The following is a 21,288-nucleotide window of genomic DNA, read 5'->3' as shown; positions in this document are numbered from 1 at the left end:
ACCGGTCTCCGGTCCCCACCCCTGCCCGCACGGGAGACGCCATGCGACGATCAGCCCTCGCCGTCCCGCTCGCCGCACTGGTCGCCTTCGTCGGCATCGGTGCGGCGAACCCCGTCCCGGCGGTCGCGGTCGCCGCCGACCCCGACATCGGTACGCTCGCCAGCACCTCACTGGCCCCCGGCCTCTCCCTGAGCACCGCCTCGACCAGCGGTCCGAACCAGGTCAACGTCCTCACCGCGAACCTCTCCGAGCCCACCCTGAAGCCGAAATACCTCAGTCCCGGGACCGTCGGCGCCACCGCCACCCTGACCACCCAGGCGAACCGGGTCGGCGCGGTCGCCGCCGTGAACGGAGACTTCTTCGACATCGGCGCCACCGGGGCACCCCGGGGGGTGGGGCTGGACGACGGCACGATGCTGCACGGCCCCGCGTCCGGCTGGAACAACGTGGCCGCGCTGTACGCCAACGGCACCGGCACCCGGGGCGGCCTGGCCCAGATCTTCCTCGACGCGCGGATCACCCTCCCCGGCGGCGCCCAGCTCACCGCCACCAACCTCAACTCGCCGAACATCGCCGCCGACGGCATCGGCGTCTACAACGCGCTCTGGGGCGACGAGCCACGCAGTCAGGCACTCGACGGTGCTACCCGGAGCCGGGAGGTCGAGATAACCGGTGGCCGGGTCAGCCGGGTCAGCACCACCGCCGGTGGCAAGGTGTCGGCCGGATCCGTCGTACTGCTCGGGGTGAACGCCGGTGCCGACGCCCTGGCCGGGATCGCCGTCGGCGACACGGTCACCGTCGACTACTCGCCACGCGGCGCGGCCGGCGCGACCCAGGTCGCGATCGGCGGCAACCTCGTACTGGTCCGGGACGGGGTGGCCACCACGGTGGCGCATCCGCGCAATCCGCGTACCGCGGTCGGTTTCTCGGCGGACGGGCTCACCATGTGGATGGTCGTCGTCGACGGACGCTCCGGTACCAGCGTCGGGATGACCTATGTCGAACTCGCCAACTACATGAAGTCGCTCGGCGCCGACGACGCGATCAACCTCGACGGCGGCGGCTCCAGCACCATGGTCGCCCGGATGCCGGGAGCGACCTCGGTGTCGGTCCGCAACACCCCGTCGGACGGCGCGCAACGACCGGTGCCGAACGGGATCGGCTTCGTCTCCACCGCGCAGGCGTGGAGCAGCACGGTCGACAACAGCACGGCCGGCCGGTTCACCGCCAGCGCGAACTGGGGTACCTCCAGCTACTCCAGCTCCAGGTTCGGCACCGACTACCGGTTCGCCGACCCGGTCCTGTCCAGCGACGTCGCCTGGTACCGGGTGAACGTCCCGGAGACCGCCAGCTACGCGGTGGCGGTCTGGTATCCGGCCGACCCCGGATACAACGACTCGACGCCGTTCATCGTCGCCACCACCAGCGGCAACCAGACCGTACGGGTGAACCAGCGGGCCAACGGCGGACGGTGGGTGTCGCTCGGGGTGTTCACGTTGCCCTCGGGAGACGCGAACAGGGTGGGGGTGAGCCGGTGGACGTCGGGCACCGGCTACGTCGTCGCCGACGCGGTCCGGATCACCCGGGTCTGAGCGCCGCACCCGGCCGCCGGGCCAGTCCTCCCTATCGTAAATCCCACCAAGCCGTAACCGACCGGACCGTCGGCCAGCGGGAGCGTTGCCCGGCATTCGACAAAATGTGCCGGACAGCGATTCCGGATCGGTCCGAGGGCGGGGTGGACACCCAAATTCCGGGCGCATTCCGCACCGCACGGCGGGCACCGGTCTATTTCGGGACCGAGCGGGCGCGAATCGTCCAATCTCGATATACCGCCGTCACGGGTCGCTGGTAGCACGATGGAAGATGCCCAGGCCGGCCCCGGGACGCACAATCGCGGGGTTGCCGTACCCATCGATGGTTGTTATCTTCCACACGGGTCACGGGGGAACGGCGACCTGGCGCAGCGCTGCGGTCTGTCACCGTCCTCGCACAACGTGTCGAGGAGGAGCCTGCGTTGGTCGGACTATCGGCGGCCATAATTGCGCCGCACACCCCGGAACGGGGTCTCCGGCGGTTATCCGAAAGCAACACCGAATGCGGTGCGTCCGTGCAATTCGGGCGCTCCCCCGCCGCCGAATACCGATGACCGTCCACCCGGGCGAGCGGCTCGATCCGGCAGCCGGGCCGGTCCCCGCACCCACCGGCGCCGAAACCGTGGTCAAGCAGTACGTCGACGACCTGACGCTGGCGCTGGCCCAGCTGGAGACCGGCTCGGTGACCGACCTGCTGGAGACCCTGGTCCTCACCCTGCACTCGGGTCGCCGGGTCTTCGTGGCCGGCAACGGCGGCAGCAGCACGGCGGCGATCCACATCGCCAGCGACCTGATGGCGGCGGCGGGCACCCTGGGCGGTGCGCCCCAGGTCGTGGCGCTGACCGAGAACATCGCCCGGATCACCGCGATCGCCAACGACCACTGCTACGACGAGATCTTCTCCCGGCAGCTGACCGGCTGGGGCAGGCCGCGCGACGCACTGCTGCTGCTGAGCGTCAGCGGTCACTCGACCAACCTGGTCCGGGCGGCCCGGGTCGGCCGTGACCTCGGGATGACCGTGCTGGCCGCGCTCGGCAACGCCGGTGAGGTGGCGCGGCTCGCGGACCGGCTCGTCGTCTTCGGCCAGGCGGACTACGGCCTGACCGAGGACCTGCACGTCGCCCTCGGGCACATGGCGGTACGCGTGCTGCGCGGCGGCGACGCCTGCCGATTCAGCGCCGCTGCCGCCGACGACGGGCCGGCCGGTGCCGGGGCGGAACGCGAGAAGGTTGGCGAGCGCGGTGAACCACGTCAGTTCTAGGCTCTTCCTCACCGTTCGCTACCTCGTCGGCCTCTTCGGGCTGACCCTGACGCGGACCTCCACCGAGATCACCAGCTATCGGATCCACGCCGGCCACGGGCGGTACGACGACTCCCGACCGCTCCCCGCCGAGCTGGCCGCGCTGCTGCACGACCGGAACCCGGACCTGGTGCAGCTCCGGAGGCGCTACCGGGAGCTGGCGTCGCCGTTCCGGCCCGGCCGGTTCTGGCGGCGGAGCCGGCGCCTGCGCGACCTCGACCTCCGGTACTTCCGTGGCGACAACGCCTACGTCTGGCAGCTGCGCCAGCTCGGCGACAACGCCCGGTTGAAGTTCTTCCTCTTCGCCCGGTACGTCAGCTCGCTCGACACGCACAAGTTGCTCGACCGGACCACCGAGGACGGCGCGTTCGGCTGCTGGACGTTCGACTTCGAGAGCCTGCCGACGGCCAGCCGGGACCTGCTCGACTCGATCAACGAGATCTACTTCCTGGACCGGCACTGGGGGCTGCTCTCCAGGACCGACTTCACCGTCGTCGACATCGGCGCCGGGTACGGCCGCCTCGCCCACCGGATGGTGGAGAGCGTTCCCGGCCTGAAGCGCTATCTCTGTGTCGACGCGATCCCGGAGTCGACCTTCCTCAGCGAGCACTACCTGCGACACCGCAGGGTCGAGCCGAAGGCGGTGGTCCTGCGCCTCGACGAGATGGCGGAGCGGCTGGCGGCCGAGCGGCCCGACCTGGCCGTCAACGTGCACAGCTTCTCGGAGATGCCGATCGCGGCGATCGAGGCCTGGATCGACCTGCTGGCCCGATGCGGCGTACCCACGCTGCTGATCGTGCCGAACGAGGGCGACCGGCTGCTCAGCCTGGAGGACGACTACCTCCGGCGGGACTTCGCCCCGGTACTCGCGCGCCACGGCTACGTCCTGGCGGCCCGCGAACCCACCATCGCCGACCCCGACGTACGCGAACTCGTCGGGGCCGGTGACTGGTTCCTGCTCTACCGCCGTGTCGGCACCGACCCGACCGCCGAGGCGTCATGACCGGCGACGGGACAGCCGACGCGCCGCGCCGCGAGCGGTCGACGCTGGAGTTCACCGGGCTGGACGGGGGCAGCGCCGAGCTGACCTGGGGACAGCGCTTCGTCTGGGACATCCTGGAGTCGCTGGCCCCGGCCAACCACTACCTCAACATCCGGTTCCGGGTGCACCTGCCGGGCGACGTCACCCGGGAGCGGGTGCTGACCGCGCTGCACACCCTCGTCGGCCGCCACGAGGCGCTGCGGACCCGGTTCACCGTCGACCCGGACGGCGAGCCCCGGCAGCACTGCGACCGGGCCGGCGACCTGCCGGTGGAGATCTGCGAGACCGAGCCCGGCCGGGTACGCCGGGTTGCCGAGCAGGCCGAGGAACGGCTCTGGCGGCAGCCGTTCCGGCACGACGACGAGTGGCCGCTGCGGGTGAGCCTCGTCGCCGCCGGTGGCCGCCCCCGGCAGGTCGTCTTCGTCCTCTCCCACCTCGCCGCCGACTCCTGGGGCTGCTTCGTGCTCCGCCGGGAGTTCCTCGACCTGCTCCGCGACGACCGCGCCGCGCCGGCCGCAGGTTGGCAGCCGCTGGCCCGGGCCGGCTACGAGGCGTCGGCGTCGGGCCGCCGGACCAACGAGCTCGCCCTCGCCTACTGGCGCCGGGTGCTGGAGAGCATGCCGCCGACCGCCTTTCCCGGGCCGCCGGGGCCGGGCGGGAGCCCGCTCTTCCCCGGCGTCGGCCTGCACTCGGTGGCGCTGGCGGCGGCCGTACGGGCGGTCTCGGTACGCCACCGGGTCGGGCCGGCCGCCGTCCTGCTCGGCGCGCTCGCCACGATCATCGGCGTCCGGACCGGTACCCGGGAGGTGCCGCTCTTCCTCGCCGGGGGCAACCGGTTCACCCCGGGCGACGCCGCCTCGGTGGGGACCTTCTACCAGGGCGCCCCGGCACTGATCAAGGTGGACGGCGGCTCGCTGGCCGGCACCCTCCGCGCCGCGCACCGGGCCTCGACGCTGGCGTACCTGCGGGGGCAGAGCGACCCCCGGGACGTCGCGCGGTTGCTGGCGGAGGTGCAGACCCGGCGGGGTGTCGACATCGACCTGGCGAGCACCGTGAACGTGGTACCCGAACCCGGCGTCGCGGGGCCGCCTCCGGCGCCGCTCGGCGTCGCCGAGCTGCGCGAGCTGACCGCGGCCACCGTGGTCTCCGAGCTGGAGGGCCGGGAGAGCGAGCGGCTGACGCTGTACCTGCACGTCAGGTCGCTGCGCTCCCGCGCCGTCCTCGAACTCTTCGCCGACAGCCGCCGCCTGCCGGCCGCCGACGCCGGCAGGCTGCTGGCCGGGCTGGAACTCGTGCTGATCGAGCTGCTCGACGCCGGTGACCTCGACGTCGACCGGGTGGCCGACCTCGTCGGGATCGCCACGCCGACCCTGCACGCACACCGGGGAGCCTGACGTGCTCTCCGTGATCATGCCGACCTACAACCAGGTCAGCTGCCTGGACCTGACCCTCGGGTCGCTCGCCCGGCAGACCGCCGACCGGGACCGGTTCGAGGTGATCGTGGTCGACGACGCCTCGGTCCAGGACGTCCGCGCGGTGGTCCGCCGGCACGAGGCCGACCTGCGACTGCGGTACGTCCGGCACGACACCAACCGGGGGCGGTCGGCGGCCCGGAACTCCGGGGTGGCCCGGTCCCGGGCCGATCTGCTGCTGCTGATGGACGCGGACTCCTACGCCGCCCCGGACCTGGTGGAACGGCACCTGCGCCGGTCCGGCGGGGCGTGCGTCGAGGTCGTCTACGGCCGGCGGATCGAGCCGAGCTGGGGAACGTTCGCCCGGCTGCGGCAGGCGATACCCGACGAGGCCGACCTGCTGCCGATGGAGGGCGACCACCGCGACCTGCCGGGGCGGGCCGGCGGCGGCTTCGACGTCTACCGGCGTACCGGCTGGATGTTCGGCTTCACGCACAACCTCTCGCTCCCCCGCGAGCTCTACCTCCAGGTCGGTGGCTTCGACGAGGCGTTCGTGCAGTGGGGATACGAGGACACCGACTTCACCTACCGGATCTACCGGCACTTCGGTCGGGACAGCAGCCGCTTCCGCTACGACCCGGACGCCCTCTGCTACCACACCCCGCACTTCCGGGACTGGGCGACCGAGTGGGAGAAGACCAAGCCGGTCCTGCCGTACCTCGTCGAGAAATACCGGCACTACGACGTCGAGTTCTTCACCCACCCGTCGGACAACCACCGCCGGGTCGCCCGGACGCTGCCGTTCTACGAGGAGTGCCGGGAGTTCGTCCGGGACCATCCGGCCCGGGTCACCGGCGACGCCGTGCGCAAGGCCGTCGGCCTGCCGGACGCGGCGAGCAGTCTCTGGATCGGGTACGACGTCGGCACGGCGGCGTCGGCCGGCCGGATCACCGGCATCGACCACGCCGTCGCGTACGGGCCGGAGAACCCGCACCTGTTCGGCGTCCGGACGCCGTACCCGGACGGCTCCTTCGACTACGTCGTGCACCTCGACCTGTGGCGCATGCTCACCCCGATCGACCTCTCCGCGCTGATCCTGGACAGCCTCCGCATCGCCGGGGTGGCGCTGCTGGTGCTGTCGAAGGGGCTCCGCCGGGACCCGGCCGACGGGATCGGCATGCTCGACGACCTGGACTATCTCCTCGACATGCTCACGCCCCGCTACTCCGCCGTCATCTCCTACCAGGACGACGAGATGGCCGTCGTCCGGCTCACCCACCCCGGGTCGGCGACGGCGGCACCACCCGACCTCGGGTCCGCGCCGCCTGGTGGCCGGCGGTGACGGGCAGCCGGCCGTCGGCGGTCGCCTTCGACCTCGACGGAACCCTGGTCGACCTGGAACGGTTCCACCACGACGCCCTACTGCGGGCCGCCCGGGAGGTCGGCGTCGTGCTCAGCTGGGACGAGGCGCTGCACCGGCTCCCGCACTTCGTCGGCGGCCCCGACGCCCGGCTGGCGGCGGAGGTCGCGGCGCTGTCCGGCACCGGGGTCTCGCCGGCCGAGGTGCTCGCGGCGAAGCGCCGGTACTTCTCTTCGCTGGTCGGTGCCGTCGACGAGATCGTGCCGCGCAGCGGTGTGGCCGAAATCGTGCACCGGCTGGCTGGTCGGGGTGTCCCGATGGCCGTCGGCACCGTCACCGAACGCGGGACCGCGCTGCGGATCCTGCGCCGGGCGGGGCTGCTCCCGCTCTTCGGCGCCGACCGGGTGGTGACGGCGCGGGACGTACCGGAGCTGAAGCCGGCGCCGCACGTCTACCGGGAAACGGCGCGACGGCTCGGTGTCCCCCCGGCGAGTCAACTGGTCTTCGAGGACTCGGTCACCGGCATCACCGCCGCCCGGTCGGCCGGCAGTCCGGTGGTGGCGATGCCCACCGTGCCGGACCGGGGTTACCTGGAGAGGATCGGGGCGGCCGGAGCGGCGGCGGTCTTCCCGGACTGGCAGCACCCGGAGCTGCCGCGACTGCTGGACCGCCTGCTGGGACCCGCCGTCCCGGAGCCGGTCCACGGGGGGCGGGCACGTCATGGCTGAACACGATCGGGCACCGCTGACCCCGGCACAGCGGCGCCTCTGGTTCCTCGACCGGCTCGACCCGGGCGACCCCGCGTACACCGTCTCCACCACGGTGCTGCTCCGGGGCGACCTCGACGTCGAGCGGTTGGTCGGCGCCCTCGACACCGTGATCGCCCGGCACGAGAGCCTGCGGACCCGGTTCGTCGAGTCCGGCGGCGTACCGGTCCAGGAGGTGCTGGCGGCACGGCCGACACCCGTACGGCTGGTCGAGGTGTCGAGCGAGGACGAGGCCCGGCGGGCCGTCGAGGAGCTGATCGGCCGCCCGTTCGACCTCGCCGAGGGGCATCTGATCCGGGTCGGCCTGCTGCGCCTCGACGCGCGCAGACACGTGCTCTGCACCGCCGTGCACCACATCGTCGGGGACGGCTGGTCGATGAACCTGCTCTACCGGCAGGTCGCCGAGGCGTACCGGGGAGTCGAACCCGCCGCCCCCGGCCTGCGCTACCTCGACCACGCCCGCTCCGCGCAGGCCGTTGACGAGGCGGCGCTCGGCTACTGGCGGACGGCGCTGGCCCGGCCGCCGGTACTCGAACTGCCGCTGGACCGGCCACGCCCGGCGGTACGCACCTCGGCGGGCGTTGCGGTGGTCCGCGGGTGCGGCGCCGAGCTGTGGACCTCGGTGCAACAGGCGGCACGGCACCTGCGCTGCACCCCGTTCATGCTGCTGATGACGGTCTACCAACTGACCCTGGCGCAGGCCAGCGGTCAGCACGACATCTGTGTCGGTACCCCGGTCGCCGGCCGCGACGACGTGGCGGCGGAGTCGGTCTTCGGCTACTTCACCCGGATGCTGGTGCTCCGCGGCGACCTCTCCGGTGACGTCACGCTGCGCGACCTGGTGCTGCGGACCCGGGCGACCTGCCTGGCCGCCTTCGCCCACCAGGAGATCCCGTTCGAGCAGCTCGTCGCCGACCTCGACCTGCCGCGCGACCCGGGCCGCAACCCGCTCTTCCAGGCCGCCTTCACCCTGCACTCCACGATGGACGTCTCGGCGACCGGCTTCGAGGGTTTCCAGGGGCTCACCGTCGAGGCGTTCGGGGAGGGGTCGCGGCGCACCGTCACCGACGTCGCCATGGACGTCTTCGTCAGCTCGACGGCGATCAACAGCCGGTCCGACGACGTCCGGATGGACATCCTGCTCACCTGTAGCGCCGACCTGTTCGACCCGGCCACCGCCGACGAGCTGGCCGACCGGTTCGGCGCCGTGCTGCGCGCCGTGCTGGCCGACCCGGACACTCCGGTCCGGGCGCTACCGCTGGTCGACGAGGCGGCCCGGGCCGAGTTGACCCGGATCGGCACCGGCCCGGTCCTCGCCGACGGCCCGCCGCTGCTCGCCCGCATCGCCGGGGCGGTCGACACCACACCCGAGGCGATCGCCCTGGTCAGCGGCGCCGACCAGGTCAGCTACCGGGAACTCTGGGCACGTGCCGGCGAGCTGGCCGACGCGCTGCGGGCCGCCGGGGTCCGGCCCGGCCAGCTCGTCGGGGTGAACCTGCCGCGCGGCCCCGACCTGGTCGTCGCCCTGCTGGCGACCTGGCGGGTCGGCGCCGGCTACCTGCCGGTCGACCCGGGACTGCCGCCCCGGCGCCGGGCGGCGCTGGTCGAGCAGGCCGCCGTCGCCGCCGTACTCACCGTCGAGGGTCTCCGGCCCGGCTCGACCGCGCCGACCCGGGTGCCCGACCCCGGCTACGTCCTCTTCACCTCCGGCTCGACGGGAACTCCGAAACCGGTGCTCGTCGGCCGCGCCGCCCTGGCCGCACGCGTCGGCTGGATGATCGACGCCTACCGGCTGACCGGCACCGACCGGGTCGTGCAGTTCGCCGAGCCGAGCTTCGACACCCACGCCGAGGAGATCTGGCCCACCCTGGCCACCGGCGGCACCCTGGTGCTGCTCCCCGACGGTGCACAGTCGCTGCCGGAACTGCTCGCCGCCGACCCGGCGATCACGGTACTCGACCTGCCGACCGCGTACTGGCAGGAGCTGCTGGGCCTCGTACCGGACTGGCCGGCCGCGCTGCGGCTGGTGATCCTCGGCGGTGAACAGGTGGACGCGACGGCGGTCGCCCGCTGGCGCGACCGGCACGGCGACCGGATCCGGCTGACCAACACGTACGGGCCGACCGAGGCGACGATCATCGCCACCGCGATCGACCTCGGGGCCGCCGACACCGCTCGCCGGCCACCGATCGGGCGCCCGGTCGGCGGGGCCCGGGCGTACCTGCTCGACGAGGCGGGGCGGCTCGTGCCCCGGGGGGCGGTCGGTGAACTCTGCCTGGCCGGTGCCGGGCTCGCCGACGGCTATCTCGGCCGGCCCGACCTGACCGCCGAGCGGTTCCGCCCCGACCCGTACGGCGGCGGGCGGCTCTACCGCACCGGCGACCGGGCCCGCTGGCGCCGGGACGAACCCGTACTCGAGTTCCTCGGCCGCCTCGACCGGCAGCTCAAGATACGCGGGGTACGGGTCGAGCCGGGCGAGGTCGAGGCGGTGCTGACCGGGCACCCGGAGGTGGGCCAGGCCGTGGTCACCGCGCTCGGCGAGACGCTGGTCGGGTACGTGACCGGCACCTCCGCCGTGGCCGAGGTCCGGGCCCACGCCGCCGAGCGGCTCCCCGCGCCGCTGGTGCCGAGCGTGCTGGTGCCGCTGGCCGCGCTGCCGCTGACCCCGCACGGCAAGGTCGACACGGCGGCGCTGCCGGTGCCGTCGATCGTCGACGAGGCCCGGGTCGCGTTCGAGGCACCCCGGACCGACGCGGAGGAACTGGTCGCCGGGATCTTCGCCGAGCTGCTCCCGGTCGACCGGGTCGGCGCAGCCGACGACTTCTTCGCCCTCGGCGGGCACTCGCTGCTCGCCGTCCGGGTGATCGCCCGGCTGCGGGCGGCCGTCAGCCTGGACCTGCCGGTGCGGCTGCTGTTCCAGCATCCCACCGTCGCCGGCTTCGCCCGCGCGGTCGAGGCGGCACTCGTCGCCGAGATCGACCGGCTCACCGAGGACGAGGCGGCGGCAGAACTCGCCGCCGCCCGGACGGGGGCACCGTGACCGGCCGCATCCAGCCGCCCCCGGCCGCACCGGAGCCCGGCATCGCGGGCCCGCGCCGGGCGGAGACCGCCACGCCAGCCACCGCCACGCCAGCCACCGCCACGCCAGCCACCGCCACGCCAGCCACCGCCACGCCAGCCACCGCCACGCCAGCCAGCGCCACGCCGAGCACTACCCCGTCGAGCACTACCCCGCCGGGCACCGCCACCGCCGGCGTTCCCGGCCAGCTCTCCGCCACCAAACGGTCGCTGCTCGCCGCCCGGCTCAGGCCGGCGGCCGCGCCGGCCGAGGTCGTCCCGGCCCGGCCGCCGGGGACCACGGTGCCGCTCTCGTTCGCCCAGGAGCGGCTCTGGTTCATGGAGCAGTACGCGCCCGGCACCGCCGCGTACACCGTCCCGGTGGTACTCCGGCTGCGCGGGACGCTCGACGCGACCGCGCTGGAGGCCGCCCTCCGGACGGTCGCGGCGCGGCACGAGAGCCTGCGGATGCGCTTCGACGCCACCGCCGACGGCCGGCCGGTACTGCGCATCGACGACACCGTGTCGATCCGGCTGGAGGTGGTCGAGGCGGCCGGTGCCGACCTGGCGGCTCGGGAGGCGTGGGTGCGTACTGCCGTCCAGGCCCGGCTGGCCGAACCGTTCGACCTGGCCCGGGGTCCGCTGCTGCGCGCCGCCCTCTACGCCGTCGATCCCGACGACCACGTACTCGCGCTCACCGTGCACCACATCGTCTGCGACGGCTGGTCGGCCGAGCTGCTCGTCGGCGAGGTGCTCACCCTGCTCGCCGCCGCCGGTGACGCCGGGCGGGGCACCCCGGCCGCTCCCCTCCCGCCGCTGCGGCGGCAGTACGGCGACTACGCGCTCTGGCAGCGGGAACGGCAGCGGCAGCGGCTCGCCGACGGTACCCGGGACCGCGACGTCGGCTACTGGCGGACCCGGCTGTCCGGGGTACCCCCGCTGGAGCTGCCGACCGACCGGCCGCGCCCCGCGGAGCCGACCTTCCGGGGCGCGCCGGTCGGCGTGCACCTGGACGCCGGGTCGACGGCGGCGCTGCGCCGGCTGGCGCTGGACCACGGCGCCACCCTCTTCATGGTGGTGCTCGCCGCCTACGCGGCGGTGCTGGCCCGGTTCGCCCGGCAGCACGACTTCGCCGTCGGGTCACCGCAGGCCGGGCGCAGCCATGCCGAGCTGGAGCCGATGATCGGCATGTTCGTCAACATGCTGGTCACCCGGGTCGACACCAGCGGCGACCCGAGCTTTCCCGAGCTGGTCGCCCGGGTCCGGGACACCGTGCTGGACGGGTACGCCCACCAGGAGCTGCCGTTCGAGGAGCTGGTCACCGAGCTGGACGTGCCGCGCGACGTCGGCCGTTCGCCGATCTTCCAGGTCGCGCTCTCGATGCGGACCCCCGCCGCGCCGTCACCGGTCTCCCCGCCCTCCCCGGGCGGCGCGAACACCGCGCTTTCGGTGGCGCCCTTCGTCGTCGAGGCGGTGGCGACCCGGTTCGACCTGGAGCTGGACCTGCTGGCCGGGGAGACGCTCTCCGGCGCCTTCGTCTACCGCCGCGACCTCTTCGACGCCGAGACGGTCGAACGGATCGCCGACACCTTCGTCGAGTTCGTGCACGAGGTCGCCCGCGACCCGGACCGGCCGCTGCACCGCCTGCTCGCCCTCGGCGGAGCGGCCCGGGAAGAGGTACTGGTCACCTGGAACGACACCGCCGCCGACTTCCCGGAGCAGGCGACCCTGCACGAGCTGGTCCAGGCCAGCGCCGCCGCCACCCCGGAGGCGCCGGCCGTCACCTTCGAGGGGACGACGCTGAGCTACCGGGAGCTGGCCGAGCGGGCGAACCGGGTCGCCCACCGGCTGCGCGAACACGGCGCCGGGCCGGGGCGGCTGGTCGCGGTCTGCGCACACCGGAGCCCGGAGCTGGTCGTCGCGCTGCTCGGCGTACTCGTCTCGGGTGCGGCGTACCTGCCGCTGGATCCGGACCACCCGGCCGAACGGCTCGGCTTCATGCTCGCCGACGCCGACCCGGTGGCCGTACTCACCGCCGGGGCGGCTGCGACCGCGTTGCCGCCGACCGACCGGCCGGTGCTGGCCCTCGACGACCCGGCCGACTGGGCGGGCGCTCCCGGCACCGCCCCCGAACCGCTGGCCGGCCCGGACGACCCCGCCTACGTGATCTACACCTCCGGCTCGACCGGGCAGCCCAAGGGGGTGCTCAACGGCCACCGCGGCGTGGTCAACCGGCTGCACTGGATGCAGCGCCGCTACGGCCTGACCGCGACGGAAACCGTGCTGCAGAAGACACCGGCCGGCTTCGACGTCTCCGTCTGGGAGTTCTTCTGGCCGCTGCTGGCCGGCGCCCGGCTGGTGCTGGCCCGGCCGGACGGGCACCGGGACGCCGGCTACCTGCGCGACCTGATCGTGGCCGAGCAGGTCAGCACGGTGCACTTCGTGCCGTCGATGCTGACGGTGTTCCTGACCGAGGAGGGGATCGGACGGTGCCGGTCGCTGCGGCGGATCGTCTGTAGCGGCGAGGAACTCCCGGTCGACCTGGCGCTGCGCGCCCTCGCCGCGCTGCCCGACACCGAGCTGCACAACCTGTACGGGCCGACCGAGGCCGCCATCGACGTCACCGCGTACCACTGCACCGCCGAGAAGCTGACCGGCGCCGCCCGGGTGCCGATCGGCGCACCGATCGACAACATCCGGGTGTACGTCCTCGACGAGCGGGGCGAGCCGCTCCCGGTGGGCGTACCGGGCGAACTGCACCTGGCCGGGGTGGGGCTGGCGCACGGCTACCTCAACCGACCCGAGCTGACCGCCGAGAAGTTCGGCACCGGCCCGGACGGCGAGCGCCGCTACCGCACCGGCGACCTGGCCCGGTGGCGGCCGGACGGGACACTCGACTTCCTCGGCCGGCTCGACGGGCAGGTGAAGCTGCGCGGCCTGCGGATCGAGCTGGGCGAGATCGAGGTGGCGCTGCGCGACCAGCCCGGGATACGCGACGCCGCCGTCGTCGTCCGCGAGGAGAGTCCGGGCGACCGGCGGCTGGCGGCGTACCTGGTCGGGTCCGCCCCGGTGGATGTCGCCGCGCTCCGGCTCGCCCTCAAACGGCGGCTGCCCGACTACATGGTGCCGGCGGCCTTCGTCGAGCTGCCCGAGCTGCCGCTGAGCCCGAACGGCAAACTGGACCGGCGGCGGTTGCCGGCCCCGCCCCGGGGGCGCGACCTCGACGCCCCCTACGTCGCACCGGAGACGGCCACCGAGGTGCTGGTCGCGGAGGTCTGGGCCGAGGTGCTCGACGTGCCGAGGGTCGGCCTCGACGACGACTTCTTCGACCTCGGCGGGCACTCGCTGCTCGCCGTGCAGGTCGTCGCGCGGCTGCGCCGGGCCGCCGGTGCCGGCGTCTCCGTGCTGGACCTCTTCACCCACCGCACCGTACGCGAGCTGGCCCGGCTCGTCGCCGCCCCGCCGGAGCAGCGCGGCCCCCGGGACCTGGTGCACGAGCTGACCCGCCCGGTGCCCGCCGCGCAGCGGGTACGCACCCTGGTCTGCGTGCCCTACGGCGGCGGCAGCGCCGTGGTCTACCAGCCGCTCGCCGACGCGCTGCCGGCCGGGCACCGGCTCTTCTCCGTCGCCATCCCCGGCCACGACATCGGCCTGGACGAGGCCGCACTCCCCTTCGACGAACTGGCCGAGCGCTGCACCGAGGAGATCCTGGCAAAGGTCGACGGGCCACTGGCGCTCTACGGCCACTGCGGGGTCGGCTCGGCGCTCACCGTCGAGATCGCCCGCCGGCTGGAGCAGCGCGGGCGGGACCTCGACGCCGTCTACATCGGAGCGATCTTCCCGTTCGCCCGGCCGCGCAGCCGGGTCTGGACCGCACTGTCCCGGCTGACCCGGATGGAGTCGCTCCGTTCCGACCGGGTCTACGCCAACTGGTTGACCTCGATGGGCGTCGACATGAGCGACATCGAGCCGGGCCAAGCCCGCCAGATCATCCGGAACATGCGCCGGGACTCCGACAGCGCCGAGGCGTACTTCACCCAGCTGATGCACGCCGGCACCGAGCGGCTCCGCGCACCAGTCATCACGGTGGCCGGCGAGCGGGACCCGGCGACCGAGTTCTACGCCGAACGGTTCACCGAGTGGCACTTCCTGACCGACCGCGCCGCCGTCGTCGTACTCGACGAGGCCGGGCACTTCTTCCTCAGGTGGCGGGCCGACGAGCTGGCCGAGATCGTCACCACCGTCGACTCCGCCGTGCTGGCGGAGCGGACCGAGCCGCTGACCCGGCCTGCGCGCGGTGCAGAGCCGACCTGGTGGCTGCACGACACCTCCCGGTCCGCCGACCGGGTCGCCCCGGCCGGGCCGCAACCCAGCATGGGGCGTTTCCTGGTCATCGCGCTCGCCCAGCTCGTCTCCATCCTCGGCTCGACCCTCACCGACGTGGCCCTGCCGCTCTGGGTACTCAAGGAGACCGGGTCGCTGCTGAACTTCGCGCTGCTCGCCGTCGCCGGGCTCGTCCCCGGGCTGCTGGTGCTGCCGGTGGCCGGAGCCGTCGTCGACAGGTACAGCAGACGTGCGGTGATCCTCTGCGGCGACGTCGGCGCGGGCGGCACGCAGCTCCTGCTCGGCGTCCTGCTCTGGACCGGGTCGCTCCAGGTGTGGCACATCTATCCGCTGATCGCGTTGCTGTCGGTGTCGCTCACCTTCCAGCGGCTCGCCTACAACTCGGCGATCGCGCAGTTGGTGCCGAAGCAGTACCTCGGGCACGCGAACGGGGTCGTCCAGATGGTGACCGGCGTCGCCACCATCATGATGCCGCTGCTCTCGGTGGCGTTGCTCGCCGTGATCGACCTCGGCGGCATCCTCGTGATCGACGTGCTCAGCTACGCCGCCGCCATCGTCATCGTGCTGCTGGTGCGCTTCCCCCGGACCCTGGCGTGGCGGCGCCGGGAGAGCCTGACCGCCGAGATCCGCGAGGGGCTGCGCCTCTCCTGGGGGCACCGGGGCTTCCGGTCGCTGCTGCTCTTCTTCATGAGTCTCAACGTGTTCCTGTCGCCGCTGTTCATGATGCTGACGCCGCTGGTGCTGGCCTTCGCCGGCATCGACCAGGTGGCCCAGGTCTCGGTCGCGGGCGGCGTCGGGGCGTTCCTCGGCGGCCTGGCGATGAGCATCTGGGGCGGCCCCCGGCATCGCCGGCTCTTCACCGTGCTCTGCTGCACGCTGGTGCTGGCCGGCTTCTGCCTGGTCATCGGCCTGCGGCCGACGCTGTGGGTGATCGCGGTCGGCGCGTTCGGCATCTCGATGTGGCTGGTGCTGCTCAACGGCGTCTACACCACGATCGTGCAGGTCAAGATCCCCCAGCGGTTCCACGGCCGGGTCTTCGCGATCAACACCGTCATCGCCTGGTCCACCCTGCCGATCGGCTGGACCCTGGTCGGCCCCGTCGGTTCCCGCCTCCTCGAACCGCTGATGGCCCCGGACGGGGGGCTCGCCGGCACGGTCGGCCGGGTCATCGGGGTCGGGCACGGCCGGGGCATCGGCCTGCTCTACCTGCTGCTCGCGGTCGCCATCGCGGCGGTGGCGCTGGTGGCGATGCGGCTGCCCCGGATCGCCCGCTTCGACGACGAGGTCCCGGACGCCCAGCCGGACGACCAGGTGGGGGTGGAGGCGCTGCGCCACCGGGCCGCGCCCGCCCAGCCCGCCGAAACGCAGCCCGGGGCGCAGCCTGGAACGCGGTGCCAGGCGGAGTCGGATGCGCAGCCCGGTGGAACGCAGCCGGCCGGAACGCAGCCCGCTGGGGCGCAGCCGGTTGGAACGCAGCCGGGTGGGGTGCAGCCCGCTGGGGCGCAGCGGGCGGCCACCGAGCGGGTGACGGCTCGATGAGCGGCACCTCGGCCGAGGGCGCCGCCGGTGCGGGACGCGGCGTCGCCACCGGCGGCGGGGCGCGGCGGACCGTCGGCCGTCGGCCGGGCGGGGTCGGTCGGGTCGCGCTGACCGTGCCGCAACTGCTCGCCGCCCGGGCCGGCACCGAACCGTCGCACGTCGCCGTCAGCCAGGGCGCGGCCAGCCTCGACCTGGGCACCTGGCAGGCCCGGACCCAGGCGATCGCCGCCGGGCTGCGGGCGGCGGGGGTACGCCCCGGCGACCGGGTCGGGCTGCTCTACGGCGCCCAGGACTGGATCGGGTACGCCTGCTCCTACACCGGGGTACTCGCCGCCGCCGCGGTGGCGGTGCCGCTCTCCACCCGCAGCGCCCCGGCGGAACTGGCGTACATGCTGGACCACAGTGGAGCGACGGCGCTGCTGCACGGGCCGACCGCGAAGCTGCCCGACGTGCCGATCCGGCTCCGCTGGGGCCCCGACGACGTCGCGGGGCTGCCCGACGCGGAGCTGCCCGGAGCGGAGCTGCCCGGAGCGGAGCTGCCCGGGGCGGCGCTACCCGACGCGGAGCTACCCGGGGCGGCACCGACGGCCGGACCCCGGCCGGGTGACCCGGCGCAGATCCTCTACACCTCCGGCACGACCGGTCGACCCAAGGGGGTCACCGCGACGCACGCCAACCTGACCCACGGCTGCCGGCTCGACCCGCCGCTGCGGGCGCTGGCCCACTCCCGGCAGTTCCTGCACGCCTTTCCGATCGGCACCAACGCCGGTCAGACCATGCTGTTCAACGCCCTCGACGCGCACGCCGGGATGCTGGTGACGGCCCGGTTCGGCCCGGACCACTTCGCCCGGCTGATCGAGCGGCACGGGGTGGGGAGCGTCTTCGTGGTGCCGGCGATGGCGATCGAACTGCTCCGCTCGGGGGCACTGGAGCGGTACGACCTGAGCAGCGTGGTGCTGCTCGGCTCGACCGCCGCCGTCCTGCCACCGGCCGTGGCGACCGGACTGGCGGCCGCGCTGCCCGGCGCCACCATCGTCAACTACTACACCTCGACGGAGGCGGCGCCGACCCAGACCAGCGTGGTCTTCGAGCCCGATCGCCCGGCCGCGCTGGGCAGGGTGGTCGCCGGTGGCGCGCTCCAGGTCCGCGACGAGGCCGGCCGGCCCTGCCCCGCCGGGGTGACCGGCGAGGTGTGGCTGCGCGCCGCGGGTACCGCGCGGTCCTATCACGACGATCCGGCGGCGACCCGGCGGGTGTTCCGGGACGGCTGGACCCGGATGGGCGACGTCGGCTATCTCGACGCCGACGGCTACCTCTACCTCGTCGACCGGGAGAGCGACGTCATCAAGAGCGGTGCGGACAAGGTCTCCACGGTCGCGGTCGAGGCGGCCCTGCACGAGCACCCCGAGATCGTCGAGGCCGCCGTCTTCGGCCTGCCCGATCCGGTACTCGGGACCACCCCGGTGGCCGCGCTGGTGACCACCCGCCCGCTGCGCCTCGCCGAGGTACGCGGGTTCCTCGCCAGCCGGCTGGCCGGGCACGAGCAGCCCAGCCGGATCGTCCACGTCGACGAACTGCCCCGCAACGCCGGCGGCAAGGTGGTCAAACAGCGCCTGCGGGCGCTCTTCGACCAGCCCGACCCGACTCCGGCGCATCCGAGCGGCTGCCCACCGGAGGCAGCACCAGAGAGAACGGCGAGGCCATGACCCAGGCACCGAACCTCCTGCCAGCCGAGCCGTCCGGTGCCCACGCCCCGGTCGTCGGCGCCGGACCCGACGGAGCCGGTGCGGTGGCGGGTTCGCCGGTCGAGGTGCCGATGACCCTGGCCCAGCAGGGCGTCTGGTTCACCGAGCGGGCCGGCGGCGCGTCGACGGCGTACCTGCTGGCGGTGGCGCTGACCGTGCCGGAGCCGGTGGAACCAGCGGTGCTGGATCGGGCCTGGGCGGAGCTGACCGGCCGGCATCCGCTGCTCGCCGCGACCGTGACCGAGGTGGACGGCGCGGCGCTGCTGACCCGCACCGACCCGGCGCCGGTCGCGCACCGGGCGGTCGGCGCGGAGGCGCTCGACTCCGCCGTCACCGCCGAACTCGCCGTCGGCTTCGGCCTCACCGCCGACCCGCTCGCCCGCTGCGTGGCACTGCGGGTCGACGACGGTCGCACGGTGGTGCTGGTCGTCGGCCACCATCTGGTGCTCGACGGCGGCGGCAAGGACGTCCTCGTCGCCGACCTGGCCGAGGCGCTCGCCGGCCGGCCGCTGGGCGACGGATCGCCGGCCGGGCTGACCGCCGCCGTACGGGCACAGGCCGACCGGATCGCCGAGGCGCTCCCGGCGGCCCGCGACTTCTGGTCCGCCCGCCCGGCACCGGCCGACGAGGTACTGCTGCCGGGACTGACCGGTACGCCGACCGCCGCCGAACCCGCCACCCGACTCGACCTCGACTGGGGCGGTGAGCTGGACGCCGCGTTGACCGCCGGGGCGGCGGCGCTCGGGGTGACCCGGTTCGAGGTGCTGCTCACCGCCGTGCACGTGGTACTCGCCCGCTACGGCAACGGCACCGCCTCGGTCGCCGTCGACCTCTCCACCCGGTCCCCGCAGACCGCACACGAACTCGGGATGTGGGTCAACGAGCTGCCGGTGACCGTCGGCGTCGACCTGGCGGCCCCCTTCGCCGAGCTGGTCCGCACGGTACGGGCCGAGGCCCGGGCCGTCTACCGGCACCGGGAGGTACCGCTCGGGCGTGCCCTGCCCGGCCTGCCGCCCCGGCCGGCGATGGCACCGGTCTCGGTCAGCTACCGACGGCTGGCCGAGAGCGCGTCCGACGTGGACTGGCTGCTCGTACCGGCGACGGTACGCAGCGCCCTGCACCTGCACCTGGTCGACGCGCCGGGCGGGCTGACCGGGCGGATGCTCGTACCGGCCCGGCTGCTCTCGGTCGCGGACGCCGAGCGGATCGCCGGACACCTGCGTACCCTGCTCGGCGCGGCGCTGGCCGAGCCCGACCGCCCGGTCGGCGACCTCGACCTGCTCGTCCCGGCGGAGCTGGCGCTGCTGGACCGGTTGAACGCCACCGCGCGACCGCGCCCGGCCAGCACCGTGCTCGACCTGGTCCGGGCGGCCGCCGAGGCCAGCCCGGACGCGGTGGCGGTGCACGCCGACGACGGCACCCTGAGCTACCGCGAGCTGGTCGCCGCCGCGCACCGGATCGGCCACGGGCTGCGCCGGCACGGCGTCGCCGCCGGTGACCTGGTGGGACTCTGCCCCCGCCGGGGCGTCGAACTCGTCGCCGGTGTGCTGGGGATCCTCGCCGCCGGGGCCGGCTACCTCCCGCTGGATCCGGGCTATCCGGCGAACAGGCTGGAGTTCATCGTCGGCGACGCCGGAGTGAAGCTGGTCCTCGGGCACGCCGAGGCGACCGCCGCGCTCGGCGGGGTACCCGTCGAGCTGCTGCCGCTCGACGGTCTGGCCGCCTTCGCCGGTGAGCCGGAGACACCGCCGACCGCCATCGACCCGGACGGGCTCGGCTACGTCATCTACACCTCCGGTTCGACCGGCCGCCCGAAGGGCGTCGAGATCGGCCACCCGGCGTTGCTCAACCTGGTCACCGCGATGACCGAGCTGCTCGGTGCCGACCCGGCCGACCGCTGGCTGCACCAGACCACCATCTCCTTCGACATCAGCGGACTCGAACTCTTCGCGCCGCTCTGCACCGGCGGCCGGGTGGTGGTGGCCGCCGACGCGACCGCCCGGGAGGGCGCCGCGCTCGGCCGACTCGTCCGGGACGCCGGGATCACCCACGTGCAGGCCACCCCGTCGAGCTGGCAACTGCTGCTCGACGCGGGCTGGGCCGGCGCCCCGATCACCGCGCTCAGCGGCGGGGAGGCGCTGCCGCTCCCGCTCGCCCGGCGGCTGCGCCCGCTCGTCGACCGCCTGGTCAACGTCTACGGCCCGACGGAGACCACCATCTGGTCCACCGCCGCCGAGATCCCGGCCGACCCGTCCCGGGTCACCATCGGCGGCCCGATCGCCAACACCACGCTGCACGTCCTGGACGCCCGGCTCCGTCCGGTGCCGGTCGGGGTACCCGGCGAACTCTGCATCGGCGGTGTCGGGCTGGCCCGGGGCTACCGGGGGCGGCCGGAACTCACCGCCGAGCGGTTCGTGCCGGACGGTACCGGCCGGCGGCGCTACCGCACCGGTGACCGGGTACGGCTCGGTGCGGACAGAACTGTCGAGTTCCTCGGCCGGGCCGACAACCAGGTCAAGTTGCGCGGGCACCGGATCGAGCTGGGCGAGGTCGAGCGGTCGTTGCTCGACGCGCCGGGGGTCGTCGAGGCGGCGGTGGCGGTCCGGGACGGCGAGCTGGTGGCCTACCTGGTCGGCGCGGGCGAGCTGGCGCCGGTCCGCGCGCACGTCGCCGGTACGCTGCCCCGCTACATGATCCCGAGGGATCTCCGGTGGCTGGACCGGCTGCCCCGTACCCCGGCGGGCAAGCTCGACCGGGCCGCCCTGCCGACCCCGGAGCGGACCGACGGCACGCCGCCGGCCACCGAGGTCGAGCCTGCCGGGACGCCGGAGAGCGTGGCCCTGACCCGGATCGTGGCCGGCATCTGGCAGGAGGTACTGCGGGTCGACGAGATCGGCCCGCACGACAGCCTCTTCGACCTCGGTGGCCACTCGCTGACGATCATGCAGATCACCGCCCGGATCCGGAAGGCGCTCGGCGTCGAGGTGCCGTTCGACGTCTTCTTCGACACCCCGACCGTCGACGGGGTGGTCAGCTCCATCGAGGAGTTGCGACAGGAGGAGCAGGAGTGACGACCGGAGGAGCAGGAGTGGCGGCAGGAAGAGCAGGCGTTGCGACAGGAGGAGCAGGA

10 protein-coding genes are annotated in these 21,288 nt (G+C 74.0%); all 10 read left to right on the top strand.

Going from position 1 to position 21,288, the window contains the following annotated elements; all coding sequences use genetic code 11:
* The first annotated feature begins 41 nt into the window (after positions 1-41).
* The 10 genes from C6361_RS00580 to C6361_RS00525 all read left to right on the top strand — a co-directional run bounded on the left by C6361_RS00580 (position 42) and on the right by C6361_RS00525 (position 21,229).
* Complete coding sequence (locus tag C6361_RS00580; RefSeq protein ID WP_159079101.1) at positions 42-1,592, top strand: phosphodiester glycosidase family protein; 1,551 nt, start codon at positions 42-44, stop codon at positions 1,590-1,592.
* A gap of 550 nt (positions 1,593-2,142) precedes the next feature.
* Positions 2,143-2,853: an SIS domain-containing protein gene (locus C6361_RS00575; protein ID WP_159079100.1), complete on the top strand. Its 711-nt coding sequence runs from the start codon at positions 2,143-2,145 to the stop codon at positions 2,851-2,853.
* Positions 2,834-3,895, top strand: a complete 1,062-nt coding sequence (locus tag C6361_RS00570) for a putative sugar O-methyltransferase (RefSeq protein WP_107266377.1) — start codon at positions 2,834-2,836, stop codon at positions 3,893-3,895. The genes C6361_RS00575 and C6361_RS00570 overlap by 20 nt, the downstream gene beginning before the upstream one ends.
* Positions 3,892-5,328: a condensation domain-containing protein gene (locus C6361_RS00565; protein WP_107266376.1), complete on the top strand. Its 1,437-nt coding sequence runs from the start codon at positions 3,892-3,894 to the stop codon at positions 5,326-5,328. The genes C6361_RS00570 and C6361_RS00565 overlap by 4 nt, the downstream gene beginning before the upstream one ends.
* 1 nt (position 5,329) lies before the next feature.
* Complete coding sequence (locus tag C6361_RS00560) at positions 5,330-6,688, top strand: glycosyltransferase family 2 protein (protein ID WP_107266375.1); 1,359 nt, start codon at positions 5,330-5,332, stop codon at positions 6,686-6,688.
* Positions 6,685-7,434 (top strand): HAD family phosphatase, encoded by a 750-nt coding sequence (locus C6361_RS36775; RefSeq protein ID WP_159079099.1) that lies wholly within the window; start codon positions 6,685-6,687, stop codon positions 7,432-7,434. The genes C6361_RS00560 and C6361_RS36775 overlap by 4 nt, the downstream gene beginning before the upstream one ends.
* The gene (locus C6361_RS00545) at positions 7,427-10,513 is read left to right on the top strand and encodes a condensation domain-containing protein (protein WP_107266373.1); all 3,087 of its coding nucleotides are present in this window, start codon (positions 7,427-7,429) and stop codon (positions 10,511-10,513) included. The genes C6361_RS36775 and C6361_RS00545 overlap by 8 nt, the downstream gene beginning before the upstream one ends.
* A complete protein-coding gene (locus tag C6361_RS00535) occupies positions 10,510-16,413 on the top strand; it encodes a non-ribosomal peptide synthetase/MFS transporter (protein ID WP_234359229.1) in 5,904 nt (1,967 codons plus the stop codon). Before C6361_RS00545 ends, C6361_RS00535 begins: the two co-directional genes overlap by 4 nt.
* A complete protein-coding gene (locus C6361_RS00530; RefSeq protein WP_107266371.1) occupies positions 16,410-18,119 on the top strand; it encodes a class I adenylate-forming enzyme family protein in 1,710 nt (569 codons plus the stop codon). Before C6361_RS00535 ends, C6361_RS00530 begins: the two co-directional genes overlap by 4 nt.
* The gene (locus C6361_RS00525; protein WP_107266370.1) at positions 18,116-21,229 is read left to right on the top strand and encodes a non-ribosomal peptide synthetase; all 3,114 of its coding nucleotides are present in this window, start codon (positions 18,116-18,118) and stop codon (positions 21,227-21,229) included. The genes C6361_RS00530 and C6361_RS00525 overlap by 4 nt, the downstream gene beginning before the upstream one ends.
* The last annotated feature ends 59 nt before the right edge of the window (positions 21,230-21,288 follow it).

The sequence above is a fragment of the Plantactinospora sp. BC1 genome (genome assembly GCF_003030345.1).
Classification (GTDB): Bacteria; Actinomycetota; Actinomycetes; order Mycobacteriales; family Micromonosporaceae; genus Plantactinospora.
The sequence above is the reverse complement of the archived record's forward strand: the minus strand, read 5'-3'. Positions and strand labels throughout refer to the sequence as shown.